This window comes from Microbacterium hydrothermale (assembly GCF_004854025.1).
Taxonomy (GTDB): domain Bacteria; phylum Actinomycetota; class Actinomycetes; order Actinomycetales; family Microbacteriaceae; genus Microbacterium; species Microbacterium hydrothermale.
In genome coordinates this window covers 740,959-759,641 of record NZ_STGM01000001.1, presented here as the reverse complement: position 1 = coordinate 759,641, position 18,683 = coordinate 740,959, and the positions used below count along the sequence as shown (strand labels likewise).

Annotated in this window: 14 protein-coding genes; 12 read left to right on the top strand and 2 right to left on the bottom strand. The window is 70.3% G+C overall.

Annotated features, from left to right (window positions below):
- Positions 1–100: 100 nt before the first annotated feature.
- From FB047_RS03630 to FB047_RS03605, 6 genes are all read left to right on the top strand, one after another.
- Entirely contained in the window at positions 101–1,321 is a 1,221-nt protein-coding gene (locus FB047_RS03630) for an MFS transporter (RefSeq protein WP_136585818.1), read from the top strand.
- A gap of 120 nt (positions 1,322–1,441) precedes the next feature.
- Positions 1,442–3,688 carry a maltose alpha-D-glucosyltransferase gene (gene treS, locus FB047_RS03625; protein WP_240752589.1) on the top strand — a complete coding sequence of 749 codons (2,247 nt, stop codon included), beginning with the start codon at positions 1,442–1,444 and terminating at the stop codon, positions 3,686–3,688.
- A gap of 190 nt (positions 3,689–3,878) precedes the next feature.
- Positions 3,879–4,406, top strand: coding sequence for a GIY-YIG nuclease family protein (locus FB047_RS03620; protein ID WP_136585877.1), 528 nt, complete (start codon positions 3,879–3,881; stop codon positions 4,404–4,406).
- Between the two features lie 391 nt (positions 4,407–4,797).
- Positions 4,798–5,529: a hypothetical protein gene (locus FB047_RS03615; RefSeq protein ID WP_240752540.1), complete on the top strand. Its 732-nt coding sequence runs from the start codon at positions 4,798–4,800 to the stop codon at positions 5,527–5,529.
- 88 nt (positions 5,530–5,617) lie between these two features.
- Positions 5,618–7,237: a sensor histidine kinase gene (locus tag FB047_RS03610; RefSeq protein ID WP_167494130.1), complete on the top strand. Its 1,620-nt coding sequence runs from the start codon at positions 5,618–5,620 to the stop codon at positions 7,235–7,237.
- Entirely contained in the window at positions 7,234–8,391 is a 1,158-nt protein-coding gene (locus FB047_RS03605; RefSeq protein ID WP_136585816.1) for a diguanylate cyclase domain-containing protein, read from the top strand. The genes FB047_RS03610 and FB047_RS03605 overlap by 4 nt, the downstream gene beginning before the upstream one ends.
- A 12-nt stretch (positions 8,392–8,403) precedes the next feature.
- Here the strand turns inward: FB047_RS03605 and FB047_RS03600 are convergent, their stop codons facing one another.
- Positions 8,404–8,775, bottom strand: a complete 372-nt coding sequence (locus FB047_RS03600) for a response regulator transcription factor (RefSeq protein ID WP_136585815.1) — start codon at positions 8,773–8,775, stop codon at positions 8,404–8,406.
- Positions 8,776–8,890: 115 nt separating this feature from the next.
- On the opposite strand from FB047_RS03600, the gene coaE reads away from it, so the two are divergent.
- Positions 8,891–9,493 (top strand): dephospho-CoA kinase, encoded by a 603-nt coding sequence (coaE, locus tag FB047_RS03595; RefSeq protein WP_136585814.1) that lies wholly within the window; start codon positions 8,891–8,893, stop codon positions 9,491–9,493.
- A gap of 98 nt (positions 9,494–9,591) precedes the next feature.
- Positions 9,592–11,661, top strand: a complete 2,070-nt coding sequence (gene uvrB, locus FB047_RS03590; RefSeq protein WP_136585813.1) for an excinuclease ABC subunit UvrB — start codon at positions 9,592–9,594, stop codon at positions 11,659–11,661.
- 324 nt (positions 11,662–11,985) lie between these two features.
- Here uvrB and FB047_RS03585 read toward each other — a convergent pair whose 3' ends face one another.
- Complete coding sequence (locus FB047_RS03585) at positions 11,986–12,228, bottom strand: hypothetical protein (protein ID WP_136585812.1); 243 nt, start codon at positions 12,226–12,228, stop codon at positions 11,986–11,988.
- 29 nt (positions 12,229–12,257) lie between these two features.
- On the opposite strand from FB047_RS03585, the gene FB047_RS03580 reads away from it, so the two are divergent.
- The 4 genes from FB047_RS03580 (at position 12,258) to rapZ (ending at position 18,668) form a co-directional block, all read left to right on the top strand.
- A complete protein-coding gene (locus FB047_RS03580) occupies positions 12,258–12,686 on the top strand; it encodes a MarR family winged helix-turn-helix transcriptional regulator (protein ID WP_136585811.1) in 429 nt (142 codons plus the stop codon).
- A 124-nt stretch (positions 12,687–12,810) separates the two neighbouring features.
- Positions 12,811–15,777, top strand: coding sequence for an excinuclease ABC subunit UvrA (gene uvrA, locus FB047_RS03575; RefSeq protein WP_205822632.1), 2,967 nt, complete (start codon positions 12,811–12,813; stop codon positions 15,775–15,777).
- Positions 15,778–15,834: 57 nt separating this feature from the next.
- Positions 15,835–17,760, top strand: a complete 1,926-nt coding sequence (gene uvrC / locus FB047_RS03570; RefSeq protein ID WP_136585810.1) for an excinuclease ABC subunit UvrC — start codon at positions 15,835–15,837, stop codon at positions 17,758–17,760.
- Between the two features lie 29 nt (positions 17,761–17,789).
- Complete coding sequence (gene rapZ / locus FB047_RS03565; RefSeq protein ID WP_136585809.1) at positions 17,790–18,668, top strand: RNase adapter RapZ; 879 nt, start codon at positions 17,790–17,792, stop codon at positions 18,666–18,668.
- Positions 18,669–18,683 lie beyond the last annotated feature (15 nt).

Genomic DNA, 18,683 nt, shown 5'->3' with positions numbered 1-18,683 from the left:
CCCCCACCCGTGGGGGAGATCAGCGCCGGTACGCCCCCCATCCGTTCGGTGGGGGCGCGTGCCGGCGCTTCGTCGTACTCCGACCGCTACTGTCGAGAGAGTGAGTGAATTCGCGGGGCACCTTCCCGGCAGCCGCGAGTACCGCCGCCTCCTGATCGGCCTGTTCTTCGGCGGAGTCGCCACGTTCGCGCAGTTGTACTCGACCCAGGCGTTGCTGCCGTCTCTTGCGGCCGACGTCGGCACCGGGCCGGCGGGCGCGGCGTTGACCGTGTCCGCCTCGACACTGGGCCTCGCCGTGGCGGTGATCCCGTGGTCGATCGTCGCGGACCGGATCGGCCGGGTCCCGGCGATGGCGATCGGACTCATCGCCGCGACGGCGCTCGGCGCGCTGACGCCCCTGGCGCACGACATCACGGTGCTGCTCGCCCTGCGCCTGTTCGAGGGCGCCGCCCTCGGAGCGGTGCCGGCGGTGGCCCTGGCGTACCTGAGCGAAGAGGTCGACGCCCGGCACGTCGCCGCCGCGGCCGGGTCGTACATCGCGGGCACCACCGTCGGCGGTCTCAGCGGAAGAGTCGTATCGGGATGGGTGGGGGAGGCGGCCGGCTGGCGGTGGGGGGTGGCATCCGTCGTCCTTCTCTGCGTCGTGGCGGCCGTGCTGTTCCTGACCCTCGTGCCCGCGGCGCGCGGGTTCGTCCCGGGTCGCCGCCGTATCGATCGCGGTCCGTCGATCCTCCGCCGGCTTGCGGTGAACCTCCGCTCTCCGGTGCAGCTCGCCCTGTACGCGCAGGGCTTCTTGCTCATGGGTGCGTTCGTCGCGGTGTACAACTACCTGGGTTTCCATCTGAGCGCGCCACCCTTCTCGCTGGCCCCCGCCCTGATCACCCTGCTGTTCCTGGCATATCTCGCCGGAACGGCGTCGTCGCCGCAGGCAGGGGCGCTGGCAGTGCGGTACGGGCGCCTTCCGGTGCTGGCGGTCGGGATCACGGTCATGGTGGTCGGGGTCGCCCTGATGCTCGTCCCCGCTGTCGTCGCGGTGCTCGTGGGCCTGGTCGCGTTCACGGCGGGGTTCTTCGCCGCGCACGCGGTGGCATCCGGATGGACGCCGGTCGCCGCGGTGCCGGAGGCGCGGGCGCAGGCGTCGTCGCTGTACTACCTCGGGTACTACGCCGGGTCGAGCGTGTTCGGCTGGGCGCTCGGCATCGTGTTCGGGGCGGCGGGGTGGGGGTGGTTCCTCGGTGTCGTGGCGCTCCTGTGCGCGGTCGCGCTCGTCTTCGCGGTGATCGCGCTCCCTCGAGGCCGGGCGACAGCTGCCCCCTCCTGAGTCCGGATCCGTCGACACGCGGCATCCTGAGGTCAATGGCCACGTCACTCCGAGACGCGACCGACTAGCGTCGTTCATGACGTGAGGAGGTCGGGAGTGGACGACGCCGACGAGCGCACCATGACGGACGAACAGATGAGCGACGGCGACGAGTCGATCGAGACCGTCGCCGAGATCAGCTACGACGAACAGCGCTATCCGGCGCGGCCGCGTCGACTGCGGCCGCGGGATCAGTTCCGCGGTGGGACACTGCGGCGGTTCCTGACCGACCCGCGCAACGCGAACGGCGGGAACCCCTCGTACGTCGAGTGGCTCGTGCGCCAGTCGATGCTGAAGGACGCCGACGTGCTGAGCCGGCAGCTGTCGGGTCAGCCGTCGATGTGGCGCAACCCCTACGCGCGTCCGGACGCGCGAAGGGCGATCGAATCGACCGACGTCTGGTTCACCGCCTACCCGATCTCGCTGATCACGCGCCCGGGGGAGTCGTTCCTGGACGCCCTCGGCGACGAGGCGCTGTGGGAGGCCTTCGAGTGGGTCGGGATCAACGGCATCCACACCGGTCCGGTCAAGCGAGCGGGCGGGATCACGGGCTGGCAGGAGACGCCCAGTGTCGATGGGCACTTCGACCGCATCAGCACGCAGATCGATCCCGAGTTCGGTGACGAGAACGCCTTCCGTCGGGTCGCGGACGTGGCCGAGTCGCACGGCGGCAGCGTCATCGACGACATCGTGCCCGGCCACACCGGTAAGGGCGCCGACTTCCGCCTCGCGGAGATGGCCTATAAGGACTACCCGGGGATCTACCACATGGTCGAGATCCCGCGAGAGGACTGGGCTCTGCTCCCCGAGGTGCCGGCGGGGCGCGACTCCGTCAACCTCGACGCGGAGACCGAGCGCGAACTCAGCGCGCGCGGCTACATCATCGGCGAGTTGCAGCGCGTCATCTTCTACACGCCCGGGGTGAAGGAGACGAACTGGAGCGCGACGGCTCCCGTGGTGGGCACCGACGGGCTCGAGCGCCGCTGGGTCTACCTGCACTACTTCAAGGAGGGACAGCCCTCGATCAACTGGCTCGACCCGACCTTCGCGGGGATGCGCCTCGTGATCGGCGACGCCCTGCACTCCCTCGGCGACCTGGGAACGAGTGCCCTGCGCCTGGACGCCAACGGCTTCCTCGGCGTCGAGAAGAGCGCGGAAGGCCTGCCGGCGTGGTCGGAGGGCCACCCGCTGTCGCACGCGGCGAACCACATCATCGCGGGCATGGTGCGCAAGGTCGGCGGGTTCACCTTCCAGGAGCTCAACCTCACGATGGAGGACATCCGCGACACCGGAGCGGTCGGAGCCGACCTGTCGTACGACTTCGTCACGCGTCCCGGCTATCACCACGCGCTCGCGACGGCGAACACGGAGTTCCTCCGTCTCGCGCTGAACACGGCGCTCGAGACGGGCGTGGAGCCCGTGCAGCTCGTGCACGGGATGCAGAACCACGACGAGCTCACGTACGAGCTCGTGCACTGGGCCACGACCCACCGCGACACCGTGTACCCGTTCCGCCACGACGAGCACACCGGCGGCGAGATCGCCGAGATGGTGCGCGCCGACCTGACCGAGAAGCTCACGGTCGACGCCGACTACAACCTGGTGTTCACGCAGAACGGGATCGCCTGCACCACGGCATCCCTCATCGCGGCCACGCAGGGCAAGGCGACGCTCGACGACATCACCGAGGCGGACATCCCCGCGATCCGCGACGCCCACCTGCTGCTGGCCAAGTACAACTCCTGGCAGCCGGGCGTCTTCGCCCTCTCGGGCTGGGACCTCACGGGCTCGCTCACGCTGCCCGCCGACGAGGTGCGCCACCTCATCTCGTCGGGCGACACCCGCTGGATCGAGCGCGGCGGTCACGATCTCCTCGACGTCGCCCCCGAGGCGGTGTCGTCGGTGTCGGGGATGCCGCGCGCGCGCTCCCTGTACGGATCGCTGGGCGCCCAGCAGGCGAACCCGGAGTCGTTCCTGTCGGGGCTGCGCGACGTGCTCCGCATCCGCGGAGACCACGGCATCGCCGTCGCGACGCAGATCGACATTCCGCAGGTGGGACACCCCAGCATGCTGGTGATGGTGCACCGACTGGACGGCGGGGATCGCCGCGCGGAAGACGCTCCCCTGCAGATCACCGTGCTCAACTTCTCGGGGGAGACCATCGAGGGGACCGTGCGCTCGGAGTTTCTGGTGCCGCAGAGCACCGCCGTCGACGCCGCCACGGGCGACGTCGTCGGTCGCGTCGACGAGCTGCAGAGCTTCTCGCTCGAGCTGGGCCCCTACGCGGGACTCTTCCTCGTGCTGCAGGCTCCCGAGCTCGACGACTGAGGTCGGGACGGGGCGGGGCGTTCGGGTCGCGCCCCCGTCCCGGCCCGTCGTCCCGGTCCCGACCTCCCAGCCCCATCGATCCGGCCCGGCGTCTCGCCGGCCGTGAGGGTCGGCTGAGGGGATGTCGGAGCCCCGGCGTAGCGTGCGGTGCGTGACCGATCCCCACAATCCCGTCGTCGAGTGCCTCGTCGTGGACTGCCGGCGCGCCGCCGACCCGGACGCGCCCGTTCGCCTGTGCGCCTGGCATCTCGCGGCGGCGGCGGAGTGGGCGGGCGCGACGGACGGGGTGAGCGACGTGCTCCCCACGCCCTGCCGGGCGTGCGGCTCGCGGTTGGGCGTGCGGTGGCCGAGCGGGTGGCTGTGCGCCGTGTGCGAGTGGCGGCACGGCGACACCGTCGACGACGAGTTGCCGCCGCCCCGCGTCGACGTCGTGTACTACCTGCGTTTCGAGGACCGCATCAAGATCGGCACGAGCGCGCAACCGCGTCGTCGGCTCGCGACGCTGTGGCATGACGAGCTTCTGGCTTTCGAACCGGGGGACCGGCTCGTCGAGGGGCGACGACACGCCCAGTTCGCCGCGGAGAGGTTCGCCCGCACGGAGTGGTTCCGTCGCAGCGACGCCCTCGATGCGCACGTCGCGGCGTTGTCGGCCGGTGTCGACGACCCCTGGGCCCGCTACGCGCGATGGGTGAGCGAGGCGATCGCCCGTCGCGGATGAGACGGGGGGAGGTGTGGGACGGGAGTGAGACCGGGCGAACGTACGACGAGGGGGGGTCCCGGAGGACTGCGGGAGATGAGGGACGGGCGTGAGACCGGGCGAACGTGCGACACGATGAGATCCGGGGGACCGGGGGGAGGTGTGGGACGGGACGTCGACCGGGCGGACGTTCGACACGGTGAGATGCGGGAGGACCGGGGGGAGGTGTGGGACGGGAGTGAGACCGGGCGGACGTGCGACTCGGTGGCATCCGGGGACCGCGGGAGCGGCGAGGACCCGGCGACGCGAGTGGGGTGGGCAACGCGGAGCGCGGGCCTCCGCCCGGGGCAAGCCCTCCCGTGCGGGACCCCCGCCCCGTAACGTGATCGCTCACGACGAGGGAGGCCATGACATGGGACTTTTCGACAGACTCTTCGGGTCCGCGGGCGACACCCCCGACCGCGCGGCGGCGCCGGCGCCGACGCCGCGCGGGAACGTCAGCGGACAGCGTGACGAGGACGGGCGCTACGCTCCGCCTCCGCCGGCGGGTGCGCCGGGGCGGGCGGCATCCGGATCCGCCGACGTGGACGACCGTCAGGCGATCGAGCGCTACCGCTACCTGCTGCGCACGGCTCCGCCCGAGACGGTGGAGCAGGTGCACGCGGAGGCGTTCGGCCGCCTCACCCCGTCTCAGAGTCGGCAGGTGCTCGAGGAGATGTCGGCGGGGCTGTCGCCGGCGGAGCGGCCGGCGGGCGACGACCCCGGAACGCTCGCGCGCGCCGCCACGCGGGCGGAGTACCGGCAGCCCGGGTTCATGGAGCGCACCTTCGGCGGTCGCTCGTTCGGCGCGGGAGGAGGGCCCGGATTCGGGTCGATGCTGGGGGCGTCGATGCTCGGGACCATCGGCGGGTACGTCGTGGGGTCGGCCCTCGTCGGGGCGATGTTCGACCCGGGATACGACGCCGGGTACGCGGACGGGGTGGCCGCGGACGCGGCCGGTGACGGCACCGCCATCGGCGGGGGAGACATCGGCGGGGGAGACGCCGGGGGAGCAGACGTCGGGGGTTTCGGCGGAGACGCCGGCGGAGACCTCGGGGGCGGCGATTTCGGCGGCGGCGACTTCGGAGGGGACTTCGGGTTCTGAGACCGCTCCGCGGCCGCCGCGCGGGGGCGTCGGCGTGCCGCCGCGGAACGACGCGGCCGTCGCCTGAGTAAACGCTATGGTCGAGGCCATGGCGCCCCCGACCCCGAGCGTGCGCGTCGGACTCCGGCGCAGCATCCTGGCGAACCAGATGCTGCTCGCCGTGGCCGCGTTCATCGGAGTCGTCGTCTCGATCCTCGTCGACCAGGTCACCGATGCGACGCCGTTCTTCGTGGGCGCCGCGCTCCTGTTCGCGGGAGCGGTCGCCGCCGTCCTGCTCCCGTGGGATCTCCTTCCCCGGTGGTGCGCGGCCCTGCTGCCGATCGTCGACGTGGTGGCGATCGCCCTGATGCGGGAGAGCGCGCCGCTCGCGGGCCTCGGTCTGCTCTGGACGTTCCCCGCGCTGTGGATCGGGACGGTCTTCGGCGTCCGGGGCATCGTCGCGGTCTCGGTGTCGGTGACGGTCGTGATGATCCACCAGTCGATCGCCGTCGAGCTGCAACGCTTCACCGCGTCGACGCTGCTCCTGCCGGTCGTCGTCGCGGCGTTGTCGACCATGGCCCACTTCACCGCCCGCCGTGCACAGGCGCAGCGGGAGCTGCTCGAGAAGCAGTCAGCGGAGTTGCGTCGGGCCGTCGATCGCGCGCGCCGTCAGGAGGATCTCGTCACCGAGGTGCTGGATGCCGTGGACTTCGGCGTCACCCGCGTGACGGCATCCGGGGAGTTCGCCGTCACCAACGCCGCGCACGCCCGGCTGCTGAGCACGACCGACGTCTTCGGCCGGGAGATCGAGGTCTTCGCGGCCGACGGATCGACGGCGATCGCGGCGGATGCGACGCCCCTGGCCCGCGCACGGGCGGGCGAGGTGTTCGAGGGCGAGATGGTCTGGTACGGGGGCCCCGGCGAAGACCGCCGCGCGCTGAGTGTCACGGCGCGCCGCCTTCCCGCGGCCGAGGGCGGAGAGATCGACGGCGTGCTCGTGAGCCGCGACGTCACCGTCGAGGAGCAGGCGCGACGCGCCCGCGAAGACCTCGTCGCGAGCGTCTCGCACGAGCTTCGCACCCCGCTGACCTCGATCATCGGCTACCTCGAACTCGCTCTCGACGACCCCTCGATCGCGCCGGCCACGCGGGACCGCCTGGCCGTGGCCGAGCGCAACGCGTCTCGTCTGCTCGAGCTGGTCGCCGACATCCTCGCCCTGTCCGCGACCTCGCACGAGGGGGTGGGAGTGGACCTCGAACTGCGTTCGGCCGACGTGGCGGCTGTCGTGCGCGCGGCCATCGAGTCGATCGCTCCTCGCGCTCTCGACCACGGCGTGCTCATCGACGCCTCGGGAGTCGAGGAGGCTCGCGCGGTCATCGACGCCCGCCGCATCCGTCAGATCGTCGACAACCTGTTGTCGAACGCCATCAAGTACGTCCCGCGCGGGGCGGCGGTGAGCGTCGCGGTGCAGCAGGACGTGCACTCGGTGTCGATCATCGTCGCCGACGACGGGCCGGGGATCTCCGCCTCCGAGCAGGCGCGCCTGTTCGAACGCTTCTTCCGCGGGGACGCCGTGCGCAACTCCTCCGCCCACGGGAGCGGACTGGGCCTGGCGATCAGCCGCGATCTCGCCCGCGCGCACGGCGGCGAGATCACCGTGCGCACGGCCCTCGGCGAGGGCGCCGCCTTCACGGTGCGCCTGCCCCGAAACCCCCGGGAGGGTGAGTGATCCTCGACGCTCTGACGCTGCAGACCGCGGCCACGCTGGTGATCGTCGTCTCCGCGATCATGTACCTGCTCGACACCCTCATGCTCAGGGACGGCCTGCCCGGGCGCCTCTGGGCGAGCGCGTATCTCTCGGGCACGTTCTCCGCCGTGTGCTACATCGCGTGGCTCCTGCTGCCCGACGTGTTCGTCGCGGTGGCGGTGGGCAACGCCGCCTTCGTGGCGGCGACGGGGTTCATCTGGCTGGGATGCGTGGCCTTGAACGGGCGCGCGATGCGCGCACCGGCGATCGTCACGGGGGCGGTGGTCCTCGTCGTGGCGGTCTCCGCCCTGGCCGCCGGACCCGGGGGAGGGGACTGGGCGGGGGCCATCCCGTTCTTCCTCGGCAATGCGCTGTTCGCCGTGGCGGGCGCGATCGAGACCCGCCGCGGCGCGATCGGCCGACGGTGGAGCGCCGCCGGTCTGACCGTCATCATGGCGGTCGAAGCCCTGTGGTTCGTCAGTCGGACGCTGGTGTTCGTGACGAGCGGCCCCGACAGCGAACTCTTCCGATCGGTCTTCGACACGCGCGTCTCGGCGTTGCTGACCATCACGCTCGTGATCGCGGCGGTCACGGTCACCTCGGTGCTCCGGGCGAACGAATCGACGCTGCGGGGCACCCCCGACATCCGTCGCCTGTCGGTGGATGCCAACGGGGTCCTGCTGCGGGAATCGTTCGAGGCCACGCTCGCCATCGTCTGCGCGCGGGCGCGGACGGCGGGGGAGGGCGTGTGCGTCATCGGCATCCGGGTGGACGACCTCAAGCGCGTCGCCGTCGCCTTCGGCCCGGAGGACGCCGAGGAGATCGCGCGGGAATTGCGGCGGGCCGTGCGGCGGCACGCCCCGACGATGGCGCTCGTGGGCGAGGCCGACACGACCGGTCTCGCGGTCGCCTTCACCACCGAGCCGACCACCGACATCGGCCGTGTCGCCCGCGTGCTGCACGGGAGCCTGGTCAAGGACCTCGCGCGACTGGGGACGTCGGTGGTGCCCGTCGTCGGGATCGGCGTCGCCGTCAGCGCCGACCACGGCTGGGATTCGCGATCGCTCGCGACGCGTGCAGACGAAGCGGCGGCGCACGCCGCGGCGACGGGGGAGCAGGCGTTCCGGATCGCGTGAGTCGCGCAGCCGTCAGGACGCGTGCGCGGCGAGCTCTTCGACGCGCTGGCGGAGCTCGCGGGGGCGGAACGGCTTGGTCAGGTAGTCGTCGGCCCCGGCCTCGCGACCCATGCGCTGCTCCGCCTCGTCGGCCCGTGCGCTCACCATCAGGATGCGCGTGTCGCTGAAGGCCTTGATGCGTCTCGCGGTCTCGAAACCGTCGATGCCCGGCATGCTGACATCCAGCGTCGTGACGACGGGTTCGTGCCGACGGACGAGTTCGATGCCGTCGAGCCCGGTGCTGGCGGTGTGCACGGTGAAGCCCGCGCCCTCGAGCACCGCGGACACGAGCGTCCGGATGTCGAGGTCGTCCTCGATCACCACCGTGGTGCGGGCATCGGGCATGTCGCAGCTTTCGTCGGGCGGGCAGGGAGCGTTCCCACCTGCGGAAAATCGTAGACGAGTCCAGGCCGCGGCGCTCGGGGATGCCGCCGTCGCCGCGATATGGCATCCTCGTCGGGTGCCTCTTCTCGCGCTGACGGGTGGAATCGCCTCCGGGAAGTCCACCATCGCCGCCCTTCTCGCCGAGCGCGGCGCCGTGATCGTGGACGCGGATGCCATCGTGCGCGAGGTTCAGGCACCCGGCTCGCCCGTGCTCGCCGAGATCGTGCGGGAGTTCGGACCCGACGTTCTCACCGACGAGGGGGCCTTGGATCGCCCCGGTCTCGGCGCCCGCGTGTTCGGTCACCCGGACCGGCTGGCGGCGCTCAACGCGATCGTGCATCCCGCCGTGCGGGCTGAGTCGCAGCGCCGTTTCGACGAGGCGTCCGCGGCGGATCCCCGGGCCGTCGTGGTCTACGACGTGCCGTTGCTCGCGGAGGCGCGCGCCGGTGACGCATGGGACCTCGTCGTGGTGGCGCACGCCCCCGTCGAGACCCGCGTACGCCGACTCGTGGAGGGGCGTGGGCTGAGCGAGTCCGACGCGCGCGCGCGGATCGGCTCGCAGGCGTCCGACGAGGACAGGCTCGCCCTGGCGGACGTGGTCATCGACACGGGGGCCACGATGGATGCCACCCGGGCCCAGGTCGACGAGCTGTGGACGCGGGTGGTGCCGGCGGCCTGAGGCCGTGGGCGTCCATCTCGAGCGGACCTCCCCCGCGCGCTCGCCGACGGCGAACGCAACCCGACCCCGATGTCGGAGGCCCCGCCTACGCTTGAATCATGCAGCCGACTCGCTCCGTCCGTCCTTTCGAGGTCATCAGCGAATACTCCCCGTCCGGCGATCAGCCGCAGGCCATCGCGGAGCTCGCGGGGCGCATCAACGCGGGAGAGACCGACGTGGTGCTGCTCGGTGCCACCGGAACCGGAAAGTCGGCGACGACGGCTTGGCTCGTCGAGCAGGTGCAGCGGCCGACGCTGGTGCTCGCCCACAACAAGACGCTGGCGGCCCAGCTCGCGAACGAATTCCGCGAACTCATGCCGAACAACGCGGTCGAGTACTTCGTGTCGTACTACGACTACTACCAGCCCGAGGCCTACGTGCCGCAGACCGACACCTTCATCGAGAAGGACAGCTCGATCAACGCCGAGGTCGAGCGGCTGCGCCACTCCACGACCAACTCGCTGCTGTCGCGCAGAGACGTCGTCGTGGTCTCGACGGTGTCGTGCATCTACGGCCTGGGAGCGCCCGAGGAGTACCTGCGCGCCATGGTGGCCCTGCAGGTGGGGGAGCGCTACGACCGCGACGCGCTCATCCGCAAGTTCATCTCGATGCAGTACAACCGCAACGACGTCGACTTCTCCCGCGGCAACTTCCGGGTGCGCGGCGACACGATCGAGATCATCCCGGTCTACGAGGAGTACGCGATCCGCATCGAGATGTTCGGTGACGAGATCGAGGCGCTGTACACGCTGCACCCGCTCACGGGCGACGTCATCGAGAAGATGGAGTCGGTCCCGATCTTCCCGGCCTCGCATTACGTCGCGGGGACCGAGACGGTGCAGCGCGCGATCGGCACGATCGAGCACGAGCTCGCCGAGCGCCTGAAGGAGCTCGAGTCGCAGAACAAGCTGCTCGAGGCGCAGCGCCTGCGCATGCGGACGACCTTCGACCTCGAGATGCTGCAGCAGCTCGGTTTCTGCTCGGGGATCGAGAACTACTCGCGTCACATGGACGGCCGGACGGCGGGCGACCCCCCGCACACGCTGCTCGACTTCTTCCCCGACGACTTCCTGCTCGTGATCGACGAGTCGCACGTGACCGTGCCGCAGATCGGCGCGATGTACGAGGGCGACGCCTCGCGTAAGCGCACCCTCGTGGAGCACGGCTTCCGTCTGCCCAGCGCCATGGACAACCGGCCGCTGCGATGGGACGAGTTCAAGGAGCGGGTCGGGCAGACGGTGTACCTGTCGGCGACCCCCGGTCGTTACGAGATGGGGATCGCCGACGGCGTGGTGGAGCAGATCATCCGCCCGACCGGTCTGGTCGACCCCGAGATCATCGTGAAGCCCTCGAAGGGGCAGATCGACGACCTGCTCGAAGAGATCCGCGTGCGCGTGGAGCGCGACGAGCGCGTTCTCGTCACCACCCTCACCAAGAAGATGGCGGAGGAGCTCACCGACTTCCTGGGCGAGCACGGGGTGCGCGTGCGGTACCTGCACTCCGACGTCGACACGCTCCGTCGCGTCGAACTCCTCACGGAGTTGCGCGCCGGCGTCTACGACGTTCTCGTCGGCATCAACCTGCTGCGCGAGGGTCTCGACCTTCCGGAGGTCTCCCTCGTCGCGATCCTCGACGCCGATAAGGAGGGCTTCCTGCGCAGCGGGACCTCGCTCATCCAGACCATCGGCCGCGCCGCGCGAAACGTCTCGGGCGAGGTGCACATGTACGCCGACAAGATCACCGACTCGATGCGCAACGCGATCGACGAGACGGAGCGGCGTCGCGAGAAGCAGATCGCGTACAACACGGAGCACGGGATCGACCCGCAGCCGCTGCGCAAGAAGATCGCCGACATCACCGAGGTGCTCAATCGCGAGGCGACCGACACCAAGAACCTGCTGGCGCGCAACGACAAGGCGAGCAAGGGCAAGTCTCCGACGCCGTCGCTGCGTCGCACCGGCATCGCGGCGGAGGGAGCCGATCAGCTCGAGTCGACGATCGCCGATCTGACCCAGCAGATGCTGGCGGCTGCCGCCGAGCTCAAGTTCGAGCTCGCCGGTCGGCTGCGCGATGAGGTGCAGGACATGAAGAAGGAACTGCGCGCGATGGAGCGGGCCGGGCACGCCTGAGTCGGGAATCCGGGGCACGACTCCCGGGTTCGGCGCGCGGTCGGGAGGGCGACGGCGCGTCGCTCTCCCTGGGCGTCGCTCCTGCCCAGGCGTCGCTCCTGCCCAGGCATCGGTCCTGCTGCGAGTCGGTCCTGCTGCGCGTCGGTCCCGCCTCGCGTCGATGCCCCGGGTGTCGTGCACGGGCCGCGCTTCCCGGTTCTCCGCCCTGACCACGTCCCCTCTCCGCCGGTCAGGGGCAGTGCAGAAACGGTTTCGGACCTGTCCGGTCCACCGTGTGCTCGGCCATCGCGTGGCCGCACAGCGGGCACGCCCCGTCCTCGCCCGTCAGGGGCAGTGCAGAAGCGGCTTCGGACCCGTCCGGTCCACCGTGTGCTCGGCCATCGCGTGGCCGCACAGCGGGCACGGGCGTCCCGTCCGCACGGGCTCGGGCGTCGTCTCGTAGGGGCCGACGGACGCGGGACCGGCGACGCGGATGAGCCGGGTGTTGAGGTATTGGTACCAGCCGCCGGCCTCGCGAACGCGTTCGCGCAGCGAGGGGCGATCGGCATCCTTTCGTGTCATGATCATTAGTGTACTAACGAATCGAGGAGAGCGGCGTGGATGATCCGTTGAAACTGGAGAACCAGGTGTGCTTCGCGCTCGTGACGGCGGCGCGGAATGTGGTGTCGCTCTACCGCCCCGTGCTCGAGCCGCTCGGCCTGACGCATCCCCAGTACCTCGTCATGCTCGCCCTCTGGGAGAGCGCCCCGCGCTCGCTCAGAGCTCTCGCCGCCGAGCTCGCGATGGAGCCGGCGACGCTCTCGCCGCTGGTGAAGCGCCTCGAGGCGCAGGGGCGCGTCGTCCGTGCGCGCCGCGCCGACGACGAGCGGGTCCTCGACATCGACCTCACGGACGAGGGGCGGGCGCTGCGCGAGGCCGCCCTCGAGGTGCCGGGCGCGATCATGCGCCGGGTCGGCATCGACGAGCAGGCCCTCGTCGCCCTCCGCAACGGTCTCGCCCCCTTCGCGAGGTCGATCGGCGACTGAGGCGCGGGCGATGCGCCCCGGGCTCGCGCGAGAGACCGCCCCGACCGCGCGCGGAAGCCTCGCACATCCGTGCGCTCGGGGCGAACCCGGGGCCGATGTCGGAGGGTCGACCTAGACTTAACAGGTGCCGATCGTTCCTGTCTCTTCGCCCTCGTCGTCCGCGAATTCCGCCACCAGCGGCAAGCTCAGCGTTCGGGGTGCGCGCGTCCACAACCTCAAGGACGTCGACCTCGACATCCCGCGCGATTCGCTCGTCGTGTTCACGGGGCTGTCGGGCTCCGGCAAGTCGAGCCTCGCGTTCGACACCATCTTCGCCGAGGGGCAGCGCCGCTACGTCGAATCGCTGAGCGCCTACGCGCGTCAGTTCCTCGGGCAGGTCGATCGGCCCGACGTCGACTTCATCGAGGGGCTCAGCCCCGCGGTGTCGATCGACCAGAAGTCGACCAACCGCAACCCGCGCTCGACGGTCGGCACGATCACCGAGATCCACGACTACATGCGTCTGCTGTGGGCGCGCATCGGTGTGCCGCACTGCCCCGACTGCGGAGCGCGGATCCAGCGCCAGACGGTGCAGCAGATCGCCGACCAGCTGATGGAGCTTCCCGAGCGCACCCGCTACCAGATCGTCGCGCCGGTGGTCTCGCAGAAGAAGGGCGAGTTCGTCGACCTCTTCAAAGAACTGAGCGCCAAGGGGTATGCGCGTGCCGTCGTCGACGGCGAGCTCGTGCAGCTGTCCGAGCCGCCGACGCTGAAGAAGAGCTACAAGCACGACATCGCGGTCGTGGTCGACCGTCTCGTGGCATCCGGAGACATCCTGAGCCGGGTCACCGACTCGGTGGAGACCGCCATGGGTCTGGCCGGCGGCATCATGCAGGTCAACTACGTCGACGAAGAGGGCGACGACGCCTGGCAGTCGTTCTCCGAGAAGCTCGCGTGCCCCAACGGGCACCCCCTGCAGCTCACCGAGATCGAGCCGCGCACCTTCTCGTTCAACGCGCCGTTCGGGGCGTGCCCGGTCTGCTCGGGTCTCGGCACCCGCATGTCCGTCGACGTCGACCTGATGCTCGGCGACGAGGAGCTGTCGATCCGCGACGGGGCGATCCTCCCGTGGACGACCCAGGGCAAGGGCCTGTTCCAGTACTACGAGCGCCTGCTCGAAGGTCTCGCGCGCGACCTGAAGTTCTCGCTCGACACGCCCTGGAAAGACCTGTCGAAAGACGTGCAGCAGGCCGTTCTGCGCGGAGAGAACTACAAGGTCACGGTCAAGTGGAAGAACCGCTACGGCCGCGAGATGCGCTACTCCTCGGGCTTCGAGGGAGTGGTGCCCTACATCGAGCGCCAGTACCTGCAGGCCGAGTCCGACACCCAGCGTCAGCGCTGGGCGGAGTACCTGCGCGAGGTCCCGTGCGCGGTCTGCGACGGCGATCGTCTGAAGCCCGAGGTGCTCGCGGTGCTGGTCGACGACACCTCGATCGCCGCCGCGTCGCGCATGAGCCTCGCCGACGCGCGGGAGTTCTTCTCGAAGCTCACGCTCACCGACCGCGAGGCGACGATCGCCGCCGCCGTTCTGCGCGAGATCCGCGCGCGCCTCGACTTCCTCCTCCAGGTGGGGCTGAACTACCTGAGCCTCGGTCGAGCGGCCGGCACCCTCTCCGGCGGCGAAGCGCAGCGCATTCGCCTGGCCACCCAGATCGGCTCGGGCCTGACGGGCGTGCTCTACGTGCTCGACGAGCCGTCGATCGGCCTGCACCAGCGTGACAACCGCCGCCTCATCCAGACGCTCGAGACCCTGCGTGATCTCGGCAACACCCTCATCGTCGTGGAGCACGACGAAGAGACGATCCACGCGGCCGACTGGGTCGTCGACATCGGACCGCGCGCCGGCGTCGACGGCGGCAACGTCGTGCACTCCGGACCGCTCGCCCAGCTGCTCGACGACGAGACCTCCCTCACCGGCGCCTACCTCTCGGGCCGTCGCGCGATCGAGGCGCCGAAGAAGCGCCGCAAGATCGACAAGAAGCGTCAGGTGACGGTCGTCGGTGCGCGCGAGAACAACCTCAAGAACGTGTCGGTCGACTTCCCCCTGGGCGTGCTCACCTCGGTGACGGGCGTGAGCGGTTCGGGCAAGTCCACGCTGGTCAACGGCATCCTGTACGAAGTCCTCGCGTCCAAGCTCAACGGCGCGCGCCGCGTTCCGGGCAAGCACACGCGCGTCACGGGCCTCGACAACCTCGACAAGGTCGTGCACGTCGATCAGGCGCCCATCGGCCGCACCCCGCGGTCCAACCCCGCGACCTACACCGGGGTGTTCGACCGCATCCGCACGCTCTTCAGCGAGACGCCCGAGGCGAAGGTGCGCGGCTACCAGGCCGGACGCTTCAGCTTCAACGTCAAGGGCGGGCGCTGCGAGGCGTGCTCGGGCGACGGCACGCTGAAGATCGAGATGAACTTCCTCCCCGACGTGTACGTCGACTGCGAGGTGTGCCATGGCAAGCGCTACAACCGCGACACCCTCTCGGTGCACTACAAGGGCAAGAACATCGCCGAGGTGCTCGAGATGCCGATCTCGGAGGCCGCGGAGTTCTTCGAGCCCATCCAAGCGATCCACCGCTACCTCAAGACCCTGGTCGACGTGGGGCTCGGATACGTGCGGCTCGGGCAGTCGGCGACGACGCTCTCGGGCGGCGAGGCCCAGCGCGTCAAGCTCGCCACCGAGCTCCAGCGCCGCAGCAACGGCCGGTCGATCTACGTCCTCGACGAGCCCACGACGGGACTTCACTTCGAGGACGTCTCGCTCCTGCTCAAGGTGCTGAACGGTCTCGTCGACAAGGGCAACACCGTCATCGTCATCGAGCACAACCTCGACGTCATCAAGAGCAGCGACTGGGTCATCGACCTGGGCCCCGAGGGCGGGGCGGGCGGCGGCACCATCGTCGCCACCGGCACGCCGGAGCAGGTCGCCAAGGTGGCCGAGAGCCACACCGGCGCCTTCCTGGCCGAACTGCTCGAGACCGGACGCACGGGCACGCAGCGCAACACCGCGTCGGACGCGGACAGCGCCGAGCGGGAGCTCGTGAGCGCGGCGGGCTGAGCCGTGCCCTCTGCCGCTGGCTCTGCCTCTGCCCCCGCATCGACCCCCCGCGGTCGGATGTCGCAGCTGCCCTACCGTCCGAAGGCGGGGGAGATCCCCACCAACCCGGGGGTGTACCGCTTCCGGGATGCCGACGGGCGGGTGCTCTACGTCGGCAAGGCGAAGAACCTTCGCGCGCGGCTGTCGAACTACTTCGCTCCGCTGCATTCGCTCCACGAACGCACGCGCCGCATGGTCCTGACGGCCGCCAGCGTCGAATGGACCGTGGTGCCCAGCGACGTGGACTCGCTGCAGCTGGAGTACATGTGGATCAAGGAGTTCGATCCGCCCTTCAACGTCCGCTACCGCGACGACAAGTCCTACCCCTTCATGGCGATCACCCTCGCCGACGAGGCCCCGCGCGTCATCGTGACCCGCAACCCGAAGATCCGCGGCGCCAAGTACTTCGGCCCGTACCCGAAGGTGTGGGCGGTGCACGACACCATCGACCTGATGATCAAGGTCTTCCCGATCCGCACCTGCAGCGACTCGTCGTACAAGAAGGCCATGGCCTCCGGTCGTCCGTGCTTCCCCGGTCAGATCGGGCGCTGCGGAGGCCCGTGCTCGATGAAGGTGACCGTCGAGGAGCACCGTGCGGTCGTCAACGACTTCATCGCCTTCATGTCGGGTGGCGATCAGCGCTTCACGCGCGAGCTGACCGCGCGCATGAAGGAGGCCTCCGCGGCGATGGACTACGAGTCGGCCGCACACTACCGCGACCGTCTGCAGGCGATCGACGCCGTCCTCGGCAAGAGCGCGCTGGTGCTCGCCTCCGACACGGACGCCGATCTGTTCGGCATCGCGGAAGACGAGCTCGCCGCGACCGTCCAGCACTTCGTCGTCCGCGGCGGGCGCGTGCGCGGTGTGCGCGCGACGACCATCGAGAAGGAGATCGACATCTCCGGCGCCGACCTCGTCGACCAGGTGCTGCAGCGCACCTACGGCGACGCGGACGCCTCGGACATCCCCCGCCAGGTGCTCGTTCCCGAGCTTCCCGACGACGCCGAGCAGCTCGAGGACTGGCTGCGCGAACGCCGCGGACGGCCCGTGACCCTGCAGATCGCCCAGCGCGGCCGCAAGGCCGACCTGCTGAAGACGGCGACCCTGAACGCGCAGCAGGCGCTCATGCTGCACAAGACCCGGCGCACGAGCGACTACGTCGCGCGCTCCCAGGCCCTCACCGACCTGCAGGAGGCGCTCGGGATGACCGAAGCGCCGCTGCGCATCGAGTGCTTCGACATCTCGCACCTCGCGGGCACCAACGTCGTGGCATCCATGGTCGTGTTCGAGGACGGGCTGCCGCGCAAAGACCAGTACCGCTCGTTCGGCGTCGCGGAGACCACCGACGACACCGACTCGATGTACCAGGTGCTCACGCGCCGCCTGGCGTACCTCGACCGGCCCGACGAGATCGAGCCCGAGACCGTGAACGGCGCGATCGTCGCCGACCCCGAGTCGGAGGAGGCCACGAGCGACGGCGACGTCGTCACGGCGCGGAAGCGTCCGCGTTTCGCCTACCGTCCGCAGCTGCTCGTGGTCGACGGCGGCCAGCCGCAGGTCGCGGCCGCCGCCCGGGCGCTCGCCGACGCGGGTCACGAGGAGATCGCGCTGTGCGGCATCGCCAAGCGCCTCGAAGAGGTGTGGCTGCCGGGCGAGGAGTACCCCGTCATCCTCCCGCGCACGTCGGAGGCGCTCTACCTGCTGCAGCGCCTGCGCGACGAGGCCCACCGCTTCGCGATCGTGCACCAGCGCAAGCGCCGCAAGCGCGACATCAGCAGCGTCCTGTCCGAGGTTCCGGGTCTCGGCGATGCCCGCATCAAGGCCCTGCTGCGTCACTTCGGCTCGGTGTCGGCGCTGAAGAACGCCACGCCCGACGAGATGACGGTGCTGCCGGGCATCGGACCGACGCTGGCTGAGGCCATCCACACGCACCTGTCTCGATAGGCTGAGAAGGACGACGGGAGACGATCACCATGGAACCGGCACGCGACGAGCCAGGTGAGGTGCTGATCGTCACGGGAATGTCGGGCGCGGGCCGCTCGACGGTGGCCAACGCCCTCGAAGACCTCGACTGGTACGTCGTCGACAACCTCCCGCCGCGCATGCTCCGGCCCCTCCTCGAGCTCACCGAGCTCGCCGGCGGCGCCGTTCCCCGCGTCGCCGTGGTCGTCGACGTGCGCGGACGGTCGCTGTTCGGCGACCTGCCCGAGGCGATGCGCACCCTCCAGGCCGGGCGACAGGTGCGCGTGGTGTTCCTCGACGCCTCCGACGCGGTGCTCGTGCGACGGTTCGAGGCGGTGCGACGTCCCCACCCCCTGCAGGGCGACGGCACGATCCTCGACGGCATCCGTCGTGAGCGCGAACGGCTCGCGCCCGTGCGCGAGGCCGCCGACGTCGTGATCGACACCTCGAGCCTCAACGTGCACCAGCTGTCGCTGCGCACCGTCGCGCTGTTCGGCGAAGAGGGCGCCGCTCGGCACACGATCACCCTCATGAGCTTCGGGTTCAAGTACGGGCTGCCCCCCGACGTCGACCTCGTAGCCGACATGCGCTTCCTGCCCAACCCGTTCTGGAACGACGAGCTGCGCCCGCTGACCGGCGAGGATCCCCGAGTTCGGGAATACGTGCTGGGCCAGGAGGGGGCCTCGGCGTTCCTGGACGCCTATTCGGCCGCGTTGCGGCCCGTCCTGGAGGGGTATCAGCGCGAGAACAAGCGGCATTCCGTGGTCGCTGTGGGGTGCACGGGGGGTAAGCACAGATCGGTGGTGATGGCGCGCGAGCTCGCTGCACGTCTGGCCGATGTTCCGGGGGTGGCCGTCCGCGTGGCTCACCGCGACCTCGGTCGCGAGTAGGCTGTAACGTCGTCC